10 protein-coding genes and 1 pseudogene are annotated in these 11157 nt (G+C 68.5%); all 11 read left to right on the top strand.

The features are described from left to right. Positions 1–27: 27 nt before the first annotated feature. Complete coding sequence (locus C2868_RS00370; protein ID WP_033107657.1) at positions 28–1086, top strand: type II glyceraldehyde-3-phosphate dehydrogenase; 1059 nt, start codon at positions 28–30, stop codon at positions 1084–1086. Positions 1087–1140: 54 nt separating this feature from the next. Then, positions 1141–1359, top strand: coding sequence for a DUF2933 domain-containing protein (locus tag C2868_RS00365; protein ID WP_021010678.1), 219 nt, complete (start codon positions 1141–1143; stop codon positions 1357–1359). Beyond that, positions 1356–2375, top strand: a complete 1020-nt coding sequence (locus tag C2868_RS00360) for a DMT family transporter (protein ID WP_100812072.1) — start codon at positions 1356–1358, stop codon at positions 2373–2375. The genes C2868_RS00365 and C2868_RS00360 overlap by 4 nt, the downstream gene beginning before the upstream one ends. Next, the gene (locus C2868_RS00355) at positions 2372–3895 is read left to right on the top strand and encodes a multicopper oxidase family protein (RefSeq protein WP_036298348.1); all 1524 of its coding nucleotides are present in this window, start codon (positions 2372–2374) and stop codon (positions 3893–3895) included. The genes C2868_RS00360 and C2868_RS00355 overlap by 4 nt, the downstream gene beginning before the upstream one ends. Positions 3896–4454: 559 nt before the next feature. Next, positions 4455–4670 carry a helix-turn-helix domain-containing protein gene (locus C2868_RS17605; RefSeq protein WP_232711325.1) on the top strand — a complete coding sequence of 72 codons (216 nt, stop codon included), beginning with the start codon at positions 4455–4457 and terminating at the stop codon, positions 4668–4670. Further along, positions 4660–5169, top strand: a pseudogene (locus C2868_RS00345) (IS5 family transposase); the annotation flags it as partial. The gene C2868_RS17605 and the pseudogene C2868_RS00345, both read left to right, overlap by 11 nt. After that, positions 5061–6677 carry a cation-translocating P-type ATPase gene (locus C2868_RS00340; protein ID WP_232711669.1) on the top strand — a complete coding sequence of 539 codons (1617 nt, stop codon included), beginning with the start codon at positions 5061–5063 and terminating at the stop codon, positions 6675–6677. The pseudogene C2868_RS00345 and the gene C2868_RS00340, both read left to right, overlap by 109 nt. A gap of 31 nt (positions 6678–6708) precedes the next feature. Further along, positions 6709–7149, top strand: a complete 441-nt coding sequence (locus C2868_RS00335) for a DUF6153 family protein (protein WP_100814304.1) — start codon at positions 6709–6711, stop codon at positions 7147–7149. Positions 7150–7245: 96 nt separating this feature from the next. After that, complete coding sequence (locus C2868_RS00330; protein WP_100814303.1) at positions 7246–7839, top strand: DUF305 domain-containing protein; 594 nt, start codon at positions 7246–7248, stop codon at positions 7837–7839. Between the two features lie 55 nt (positions 7840–7894). Beyond that, positions 7895–8557, top strand: a complete 663-nt coding sequence (locus tag C2868_RS00325) for a hypothetical protein (protein WP_103662758.1) — start codon at positions 7895–7897, stop codon at positions 8555–8557. A 259-nt stretch (positions 8558–8816) separates the two neighbouring features. Then, on the top strand, positions 8817–11157 hold a 2341-nt coding region (locus C2868_RS00320; RefSeq protein ID WP_103662770.1), incomplete at its 3' end, for a cation-translocating P-type ATPase.

Here is an 11157-nt window from a genome sequence, read left to right as displayed (position 1 = left end):
CCCATCCCTCATCAGAAAGGCACGCACATGAACACCATTCGAGTCGGCGTCAACGGCTACGGCGTCATCGGCAAGCGCGTCGCCGACGCGGTCCTGCTGCAGTCGGACATGGACCTGGTCGGCGTCGCGGACATCGCCACCGACTGGCGGATCAAGTCCGCAGCGAACCGCCTGCCCGTGTTCGCCTCCACCATCGAGGCGCAGCAGGCCATGCGGGGCGCCGACGTGCCCGCACAGGGAGTGCTCGACGACCTTCTCGCGCAGTGCGACGTCGTCGTCGACACCACCCCCAAGCATGTGGCAGCGGGAAACCTGGAGCGCTACCGCGCCCTCGGCGTCAAGGCAGTGCTCCAAGGCGGCGAGTCCCACTCCACCACCGGCCACTCCTTCGTCGCCCAAGCCAACTACGCCAGCGCCATCGGCAGGGACAGCACCCGGGTGGTCTCCTGCAACACCACCAGCATCGTGCGGATCCTCGGCGCGCTGGATGCGGCCGGACTCCTGCTGCGCGCCCGTGGGGTGCTCATCCGCCGCGCCACCGACCCGTGGGAATCGCACCTCGGCGGGATCATGAACACGATGGTCCCAGAACCGACCATCCCCTCTCATCAGGGCCCCGACGCACAGACCGTGCTCCCCGGACTCGATGTCGTCACCATCGCCGCCAAAGGCGCCCACACGCAGACCCACAGCCACTACTGGACGCTACAACTGACCCGGGAGGCGACCCGCGACGAGGTGCTGGACGCCCTGCGCGCCGCGCCCCGCATCGCGTTCATCCGGATGTCCGATGGCCTGGTCGCCCTCAACTCCACCGTCGAGCTGATGCGCGATCTCGGCCGCCCCCGGGGAGACATGTGGGAGGTCGCCGTGTGGGAGGACCTGGTCACCGTGAACGGCAGCGAGGCCTACCTCGCCTACCAGGTCTACAACGAGGCCATCGTCGTGCCCGAGACGATCGACGCGATCCGCGCGCTGACGGGCACCGTCCCCGACGCCGCGACCTCGATCCGCCTCACCGACGAGAGCCTCGGCATGCGCCAGGACTTCCTCACACCGGCGGAGGAGCCCGACCATGACCGGTGACCACCAACCGCCCGCCGACGTCCCGGCGAAGGCGACCCGCGGCGACGGATGCCTGTGACGGCGTGGCTGATCATCGGGATCTCCGTGCTCGGGATCGCGATCTACCTGTTCATCGACCACCTTCCCCACGTCGTCGCAGTGCTGCCCTACGTCGCGATCATCGGCATGGCCGCCATGCACCTGTTCGGCCACCGCCACCACACCGGCGCCCACGACTCGAATCATCGACGCCACGGGGGCGACAGCGGGACCGACACGCGAGAGTCGTCGTGAACACCGTCGTCCGCCCCCTCGCGGACGCCAGCCGGCACGGGCACCCCCGACCGCTGCGGATGCTGTGGGTCACGCTCGCCTGGGGGTCGTGCTTCGTCGCGATCACCGTCGGCCTGCAAGACGCCCCGCCGCTGTGGCTCGCGGCACTGAGAGCCCTCATCGCCGGGGTCGCGCTCGCAACCGTCGCCGGCATCCAGCGGGCACCTCTTCCCCGCGACCCGAAGACATGGGCACTGATCGGCTGCCTCGGACTGGTGAACATCGCCCTGGCATTCACGACGATGTTCGTCGCCGCGACCGGACTGTCGACCGGGATCGCCTCGGTGCTCGCCAACGCGCAGCCAATCCTGATCCTGCTGCCCGCGTGGTGGCTCTACCGCGAGCGTCCCACCCCCGCCGCGATCGCCGCGATCGGCCTGGGCTTCACCGGCCTACTCATCATCGTCCTTCCCTCCGGGCTCGGCACCGGAGCGTGGCTCTCACTGACCTCCGCCGCCGCGATCACCGCCGGCACCCTCATCGGCCGGATCGTGCACGCAGACGTCCGAATCGTGGCGGCAGCTCAGCTGCTCATCGGAGGTGCGATCCTCGCCGGCACCGCAGCCGTCACAGAAGGGCCGCCCACGATCGACTGGAACATCCGGTTCATCCTCACCCTGCTGTTCCTATCACTGGTCGGCACCGCCGCCACCACGGTCGCCTGGTTCACCGAGATCGGACGTGCCCGGCTCGACCTCCTCGCCGCGTGGACGCTGCTCGTGCCGGTCTTCGGGATCCTGCTGTCGCTGCTGATCCTGCGCGAGGACCCGGGCCTGTGGGGCTGGATCGGGACCGTGATCGTGCTGATCGCAATGGCGTTGCTCGCCATCGGATCCAGGCGCTCAGAGCCCTCGGCCGTCACGGCAACCGGCAATCGTGCCCCACGAGCCTCCGCCGATCATGCGACGTCCGACCCGGACGGCCTCCCTGACGAAAACCACGGCCCGCGCTCCCGGCCGGAAAGGAAACAACGATGAACCCGTCGCCCGCCCCACGCCCCCGCTTCCTCCTAACTCGGCGAGGGTTCCTCGGCGTCAGCATTGGCGCCGTCGCGACGGTCGCGCTGGCATCCTGCGCGCCGGCGGCGAACTGGGTGCAGCCCGACGGCGCCCAGGTCCAAGGCGCCGAGCGGCGCCGCGGCGGCACCGGGAAGGTCACCACCGCGACCCTCACCGCCGCCCCGACCGTGCTGGACCTAGCCGGGGCGACCGCGCCGACCTGGGCGTTCGGGTCTGTTCCGGCGCCCGTGATCCGTCTCGGCGCCGGAGACACTCTGAAGGCCACCGTCCGGAACCAGCTCGAGGCGGACACCTCCGTGCACTGGCACGGGCTCGCGCTGCGCAACGACATGGACGGCGTCCCGCCGGTCACCCAGCAGCCCATCAAGGCCGGGGCCAGTTTCGACTACGAGTTCATCGCGCCCGATCCCGGCACCTACTGGTTCCACCCCCACGTCGGGGTGCAGCTGGACCGTGGCCTGTACGGGGCGCTGATCGTCGAGGACCCCGCCGAGCCCGGCGGGTACGAGGACGAGTGGGTCATCATCCTCGACGACTGGCTCGACGGCGTCACCGCCACCCCCGACGACGTCCTTGACGAGCTGTCCGCCGGGATGGGTGACACGGGCGGGATGGGCGACATGTTCATGCGGATGGGCAACACCCTCATGGGCGCCACCTCCGATCTGCTCGGCGGCGACGCCGGCGACGTCTACTACCCCCTCTACCTCGTCAACGGGAAACCCCCCGCTGACCCCACCCAGTTCACCGGGCGGGCCGGCGAGAAGGTGCGGCTGCGGATCATCAACGCCGGCAGCGACACCGCGTTCCGCCTCGCCATCGGCGGTCACACGCTCACCATCACCCATACCGACGGCTTCCCCGTGGAACCGCTCGAAGTCGACAGCATCCTCATCGGCATGGGCGAACGCTACGACGCGACCCTCACCCTCGGCGACGGCGTGTTTCCCCTCGTCGCGCAAGCCGAAGGCAAGCGCGACCGCGGCTTCGCCGTCATCCGCACCGGCAGCGCCGCGGCAGCACCGACGGCCGATGTGAGCATCCCGGAGCTCACTAGCAGCCGGATCGGGACCGCACAGCTGCTGACGTCAGATAGCAGCGTTGCGCTGTCCTCACGGCAGCCTGATCGGACCGTGGCGATCACTCTCACCGGAGGTATGGCCGAATACGACTGGGGCATCGACGGGCGACGGTTCGATATGAATCAGCCCCTCGACGGCGCGCACGAGATCCGCGAAGGCGAACGCGTCCGGTTCACGATCACTAATGACACCGAGATGTGGCACCCATTCCATCTACACGGTCACACCTACCAGCATGAAGGTGGCGGCCCGCGGAAAGACACGTCGATCATCCTGCCCAAGCAGACCCTCACCGTCGACTTCGACGCTGACAACCCAGGTCTCTGGGTCGCCCACTGCCACAACATCTACCACGCCGAAACCGGCATGACCACTGTCATCGGCTATCGGGCGTGACCACGGCGCAACCTTCCGGAGGCCACGGAACTGGTCGTGTCGATGAACGCGTGACGGCGCCATTGATCGGACGGGATGCGGTCCCACCCCTGCGGGATCGTGACGATACCGGCCGCGGCTACGTTATTGGCCGGCCGGCCGGTCCGCCGTTGTCGGCGGTGGAGAGCGTGCGCGCCGAACGCATCCACCGCGCCGTGTTTGGGCACGCCAAGATCGTCCACGTCCTCGAGGGCGCCGCACACATTGAGGCGTCCGTCCGGGCGTGCATCCTGACGCCTGGGACGGCTCGGCACTCGTGCTGCAGCCTGGCGTGGACATCCTGCACCGCATCGAACCGCTGTGGCGCCAGATCAGCCTCGTGAACGAGACCGCGCCACCGGAGGTCGCGACCACCCGACTGATCTCTCTGTTCTCCCGCGCCGTCGAGATTGCCCTACCGACGCTGCTCGCCGACGACGGCGCCGTGCCCGAGAGGTTCGTCCTCCCGGTGCGCGGCCGGCTCGCGCAGCCGCCAATCGCTCGCCCCGTGCGCCGCTCGGTCGTCCTGCTGCGCTCGCGCATGACCGAGCCGTGGACGGTCGGCAGGCTCGCCGCGGAGGTGGCCGTCTCCCGCGCCCATCTCACACGCGTTTTCACCCAGCAGGTCGGTGTCGCCCCCATGCGGTTCCTCATCGAGACCCGCCTGACGGAGTTCACGCGACTGATCGAGGAAACCGACCTGCCGATCGCCGATGCATCCCGGCAAGTCGGATGGAACGACGCGCGAGCCGCCTGATCACGCGGTCGGCCGCTCCCGAGGCGGCCTGTCGACGAAGATCCACCAGCTCGTCGACGGCAACGGGCTCCCGCTGGTCGCGCTGCTGACAGCAGGCCAGGCCGGGGACTCGCCGATGTTCCTGCCGCTGATGGGACACCTGCGTGTCGCCCGTCCCGTCGGCCGGCCCCGCACTCGTCCGGACGCGGTCCGGGGTGACAAGGCGTACTCATCCCGCGCGATCCGCGGGCATCTACGCGCCCGCGGGATCAAGGCCGTGATCCCCGAGCCGTCCGACCAGCAAGGCCACCGCAAGCGCCGCGGCTCACGCGGCGGACGCCCCGTCTGCCTCGACGCCGCCGACTACAAGGGCCGCAACGTCATCGAGCGCCGCTACTGCCACATCAAGCAATGGCGAGGACTCGCCACCCGCTACGACAAACTCGCGATCACCTACCGGGCCGCTGTCATCCTCAACGCCGTCATCGCCTGGACCCGGCAATTGTCAGACATGCCCTAGCCGTCGCCGATCAGGTGGTCGTGCGCCCCGGGGAGAAGATCCCTTCCGACGGGCTCGTCGTTGACGGCGCATCCGCGATCGACGCGAGCATGCTGACGGGCGAATCCGTCCCCATTGAGGTCACCAAGGGTTCCCGCGTGGTCGGCGCTACGGTGAACGTCGGCGGGCGCCTGATCGTGGAGATCACCCGCGTCGGCGCCGACACCGAGCTGGCGCGGATGCAACGGCTGATGGAAGAAGCACAAACCGGCAAGGCCAAGGTGCAGCGCCTCGCTGACCGCGTCTCGGCCGTGTTCGTTCCGATCGTGATCGTCCTGGCGATCATCGCGTTCGTCGGGTGGCTGCTACTCGGCGGGTCGCTCGAGGTCGCGTTCACCGCGGCCGTCGCGACCCTAATCATCGCCTGCCCCTACGCTCTGGGGTTGGCGACACCGACGGCGCTGCTGGTCGGCACCGGCCGCGGGTCGCAGCTGGGCATCCTGATCCGCGGACCCCAGGTGCTCGAGCAGACCCGCCAGGTCGACACCATCGTGCTGGACAAGACCGGCACCATCACGAACGGTGTCATGTCCGTCACCACGCTCTCCCCCGCACCCGGCATCACTTCCGAGGACCTGCTAGCATCGGCCGCCGCCGCAGAGTGGGGATCGGAACACCCCGTCGCCCGTGCAATCGTCGCGGCGGTGGAGGGCACGCCGACTCCTGCCGAGGGGTTCACGTCGCACGTCGGGTTCGGCGTGCAAGCCGTAATCGATGGCGCCGTGGTGGTCGCCGGGCGTCCCCTGTGGGTCGAGGACCAATGGTCCGTCCACGCCCCCGCCACCCACCGCACCGAAGCTGAGGCCCTGGAAGCCGCCGGGGCGACGGTGATCGCGGTTGCACGCGACGGCGAGTTCCTGGGCACGATCGCCGTGTCCGACACCGTCAAGCCCACCAGCGCCGAAGCGATCGCACGATTCCGCGCGCTGGGGCTCCGGCCGGTACTACTCACCGGCGACAACGCCGGTGCGGCGCTACACATCGCCACTCTCGTCGGCATCGACGAAGTCCGCTCCGGAGTCACGCCTGCCGGGAAGCTCGAAGCGATCCGGCAGCTGCATGCCTCCCGGCGTGTGGTGGCGATGGTCGGCGATGGCGTGAACGATGCCGCGGCCCTCGCCGCGGCGGATCTCGGGGTGGCGATGGGCGGCGGGACGGATGCGGCGATCGCTGCGAGTGACATCACGATCGTCTCCGGTGACCTGCTCGTGGTGGCGGATGCGATCCGGCTGGCCCGCCGAACCCTGGGCACCATCAAGGGAAACCTGTTCTGGGCGTTCGCGTACAACATCGCCGCGATCCCACTGGCGATGCTCGGCCTGCTGAACCCGCTAATCGCGGCCGCCGCGATGGCGTTCTCGTCTGTGTTTGTGGTCACCAACAGCCTCCGGCTGCGACGCTTCCGCGCCCACGCCACCGCGTCGGTCGCCGCAGCCACCCCTATATCCCGCACACGTCAGCCCGCCTGATCCGTTTACCCTGGGAAGCGAGGGAGGTGACATGTCGATGATCGCTCTGGCGCAACGCCTGCGTCCTGGCCCGCGTGGGCTCGGCCACTCGCTGCTGCTACTCATCGCCGTCACCACCGCGATCATCGTCGGGCTGCTCGCGATGCACTCTCTGAACAGTCACGCCGAGACGTCAACGCCCGCGTCGTCGGCGATCCACGAACACGGCACCGCTGGCGCGGCCGTGGCCGTGGCCGACCACGGCACGCCCCAGCCGTCGACGGACGGGGAGTGCGTGGACTGCGGCGGGCATACCAGCATGCTGGCGATGACCTGCGTCCTCGCGCTGCTCTTCGTGGCGTTACTGCTCTTCCTCCCTCGCGTGGGCCACACCTGGGGGGCCGCGCTGCGCGCCGGCCCTACCCTGATCGCCCCTAGCACTGCCCTTCCTAGACCCCCGTCTCTGCTCGTTCTCTGCATCAGTCGCACCTGAGAGGTGCTCGCAGCCGACCCGTCCCGCGGGTGGGCTCAGCACTTTCACGCCCGGACACACCGGTTCGTGCGCTCACAAACGACTGAGGAGAACCTGATGAAGAACCGTGCCGCGGCGACCGCCGCGATCACCCTGACCGCCCTGCTCGCTCTCGCCGGCTGCGCTGGCACCACGACCGGTGGCGGCATGGACAACATGCCCGGGATGGGCTCATCGTCCTCGGCATCCCCTGCCGCCGATGTGAACTCCGCAGACATGCAGTTCACGATGATGATGGTCCCGCACCACGAACAGGCCGTCGAGATGGCCGACATGATCCTCGCCAAGGACGGCATCGATGACCGCGTGCTGAGCCTCGCCGAGCAGATCAAAGCCGCGCAAGGCCCCGAAATCGAGCTGATGGAGTCGTGGCTTGAGGAGTGGGGCACGCCGATGGGCGAGATGGACGGTATGGATCACGGGGGAATGATGTCGAACACCGACATGGAGGCGCTGGAGGGCGCCACCGGCGTGGAGGCGTCGCGCCTGTTCCTGGAGCAGATGATCGTGCACCACGAAGGCGCGATCGAGATGGCGCAGACGCAGATCGACGACGGCGAGAACGCCGATGTGGTCGCCCTGGCGGAGAACATCATCGCCTCGCAGACCACCGAGATCACGACGATGGAGGACATCCTCGCGACCCTCTGACAGGCAGGGGTCGGCCGCACCCGCCGGCTGGCCCTCGCCCGTGGAGCCCGCCACTATGAACACGCGCACACGCACCCTCACTGCCACCGTCCTCGCTGGCGTGCTGACAGTCACCGCCACGGCCTGCACGACCGCCGGCAGCGATGAACCTTCCTCCGCTCCGCCCGTCGCTCATATTCACGACGTCGCGTTCGCGCCCGACGGAGCCGTGCTGGTCGGCGCACACACCGGCGCGTACCGCATCGACCTCACCACCGATGAGGTGTCCCTGGTCGGGGACACTGTGTTCGATGCGATGGGCCTGACCGTCCAAGGGGAGAGCATTCTCGCGTCCGGCCACCCCGCCCCTGACAACCAAGAAGATTCGTTCGCTCCGCCGAATATCGGCCTCGTCCGGCACACCGAGACAGGGTGGGAGCAGGTGTCCCTCGCAGGGGTCACGGACTTCCACATGCTCGCCACCACTCCCGCCGCACCCGATTTCCTGCTCGGGCTCCCCTCCGACCGCGCCGCCCTGGCGGCGAGCGTCGACGGCGGGCAGACCTGGGCCGATGTCGCCGCGCTGACTGCCCGCGATATCAGCATCGATCCGACCAACCCCGATGTCGTGACCGCCACCACACCCGAGGGCCTGATGGTCAGCCGCGACGCCGGGAGCAGTTTCGCTCCCGTTGGCAACGCCCCGATGCTTGTCGTCATCGCCGCGGACCCCACCTAGGAGGAAGGAATCATCGGGGCCGGCGCGGACGGCACCATCTGGACCGGGACCACGAAGCCAGGAGCGGTATGGAAGACCGCTGGACACGCCACCGGGATACCAGCTGCCATCTCCGTCAGCCCGGACGGGACCGCAGCAATCGCCGACGATAGCGGCGTACGGATCACGACCGACGCCGGCAACACCTGGCGGACCGTCCTGGTGACGGAGCCGACCTCGTGATCTTTCCGCAGCGAGCCCGCCGATTTAGAGAAACGCAATGAACGAAACGACCCGCACCGTCGTAATGGAAGTCGAGGGCCTCTCCTGGGCATCCTCGAAGTCCATCGTCGAATCGACCCTGCTCCGCCAGCCCGGGGTTACCGCGGTCGACGCGAACCCGATCGCGCAGACCGCGAACGTCTCTTACGACCCGCAACGCACCTCACAGGCGCAGCTGCGTCAGTGGATCATCGAGTGCGGCTACCACTGCGCCGGACAATCAGTCCCCGAACACATCTGCGACCCTGCAGACAACTCGGCCGATCCGTACGCCGGCCACCATGCGAGCCACACCAACGTCGACACGGCCGCGGCATCCGCTGCCCCGGACCCTCACGCGCGCGCCAAACACGAAACGATCGCTCATACGAGCCAGGACGTCATGGGGCACGGCGGCAGCCACGCAGGGATGTCGATGGCCGCGATGATCCGCGACATGCGGAACCGGTTCATCGTCGCAGCGGTACTGTCGGTGCCGATCATCCTGTGGTCCCCGATCGGCCGGGAGGTGCTGGGCTTCACCGTCCCCTCGCCGTTCGGGCTGCGCGATGACTGGTTCTCCCTGATCCTGTCCCTGCCGGTGATCTTCTACTCCGCGTGGATCTTCTTCGACGGCGCCTGGCGGGCCCTGCGCGCCCGGACCCTCGACATGATGGTGCTGGTCGCCGTCGGTGTCGGCACCGGATGGCTCTACAGCGTCGTGGTCACCCTCACCGGTGGCGGCGAGGTATTCTACGAGGCCGCGACGGTGCTGGCTAGCTTCGTACTGCTCGGCCACTGGGTGGAGATGCGCGCCCGCGGCGGAGCGAACGACGCCGTCCGCACGCTCCTCGAGCTCGCCCCCGCCCGCGCGGTCGTGCTCCGCGACGGCGAAGAGATCGAGGTGCCCACCTCCGAGGTCATGCCGGGCGACCTGATGCTCGTGCGACCCGGGGCGAAAGTCCCCACCGACGGCACCGTCGAGGACGGCGAGTCGGAGATCGACGAATCCATGGTCACCGGCGAAAGCCTTCCCGTCGTCAAAGCCCCCGGCTCACCGGTGATCGGCGCGACCGTGAACACGACCGGCACAATCCGGATTAGGGCCACCAAGATCGGCGCCGATACTGCGCTGGCCCAGATCGTCGCTCTCGTGCAAGAAGCTCAGAACTCCAAAGCCCCCGGGCAGCGTCTCGCGGACCGGGCCGCGTTCTGGCTAGTCCTGGTCGCACTGATCGGCGGCACTGTGACCTTCCTCGTCTGGTGGCTTATCGGCGCGTCGGTGCCGACAGCGATTCTCTTCGCGATCACCGTGGTGGTGATCACCTGCCCCGACGCGCTGGGCCTGGCCACCCCGACCGCGATCATGGTCGGCACCGGCCTCGGCGCCAAACGCGGGGTGCTGTTCAAGAACGCGGGCGCCCTCGAGTCCGCGGCGCACATCGACACCGTTGTGTTGGACAAGACCGGCACCCTGACCCGGGGTGAACCGGAAGTGACCGACTACATGCCGATCGGGATGAACGACATCGAACTGCTCTCCCTCGCCGCCGCCGCGGAACGCGAGTCCGAGCACCCGCTGGCCAAGGCAATCGTCGCGTACGCGGACGCCCGCAACATCCCTCGCCGCACCGCTAGTTCGTTCCGGAATATCCCCGGGCTCGGAGCCATCGCGACCGTCGATGGGCGCCGCGTGGTGATGGGTAACCCTCGACTGATGGCGGACGAAGGAATCAACATCCGCTCCATCGCTGCCGCGCAGAGCGAGCTCGCCGCCTCTGGCCGAACCGCCATCGCGTTCGCGGTCGACGGGGAAGCCGCAGGGGTGATCGCCCTGGCCGATGCCCCACGGCAGACCGCCGCCGCTGCGATCACCGCGCTCCATGACTCCGGGATCGAAGTAGTGATGCTCACCGGTGACAACGAACCCACCGCCAAACGCATCGCCGCCCTCCTCGGCATCGACACGGTGATCGCCGAAGTCCTCCCGGAAGACAAATCCGCCAAGATCGCTGAACTTCAAAGCTCAGGCAGGAAGGTCGCGATGGTCGGCGACGGCGTCAACGACGCCCCCGCACTCGCGCAAGCCGACCTCGGCATCGCGATCGGCGCGGGCACCGATGTCGCTATCGAAACCGCCGACGTCGTACTCATGCGCTCGGACCCGCTCGACGTCGCCATCGCGCTGACCATCGGAAAGGGCACGGTCCGCAAAATGCGACAGAACCTCGGATGGGCGATCGGCTACAACGTCTTCGCACTGCCGATCGCTGCCGGCGTCTTCGTCTCATCGCTGGGCATCATGCTCACCCCCGAGATCGCGGCAATCACCATGTCCGGCTCCAGCGTCATCGTCGCCG

Origin of the sequence: Microbacterium sp. CJ77, assembly GCF_002911615.1 — a bacterium.
Classification (GTDB): domain Bacteria; phylum Actinomycetota; class Actinomycetes; order Actinomycetales; family Microbacteriaceae; genus Microbacterium.
Note: the sequence above shows the minus strand (reverse complement) of the source record. Positions and strands in the feature narration are given on the sequence as shown.

What these genes read in the sequence shown, in the direction of transcription:
- C2868_RS00370 (WP_033107657.1), top strand. Translation starts at nt 28, where the DNA reads ATGAACACCATTCGAGTCGGCGTCAACGGCTACGGCGTCATCGGCAAG.
- C2868_RS00355 (WP_036298348.1), top strand. Translation starts at nt 2,372, where the DNA reads ATGAACCCGTCGCCCGCCCCACGCCCCCGCTTCCTCCTAACTCGGCGA.
- C2868_RS17605 (WP_232711325.1), top strand. Translation starts at nt 4,455, where the DNA reads ATGACCGAGCCGTGGACGGTCGGCAGGCTCGCCGCGGAGGTGGCCGTC.
- C2868_RS00340 (WP_232711669.1), top strand. Translation starts at nt 5,061, where the DNA reads ATGGCGAGGACTCGCCACCCGCTACGACAAACTCGCGATCACCTACCG.
- C2868_RS00335 (WP_100814304.1), top strand. Translation starts at nt 6,709, where the DNA reads ATGTCGATGATCGCTCTGGCGCAACGCCTGCGTCCTGGCCCGCGTGGG.
- C2868_RS00330 (WP_100814303.1), top strand. Translation starts at nt 7,246, where the DNA reads ATGAAGAACCGTGCCGCGGCGACCGCCGCGATCACCCTGACCGCCCTG.
- C2868_RS00325 (WP_103662758.1), top strand. Translation starts at nt 7,895, where the DNA reads ATGAACACGCGCACACGCACCCTCACTGCCACCGTCCTCGCTGGCGTG.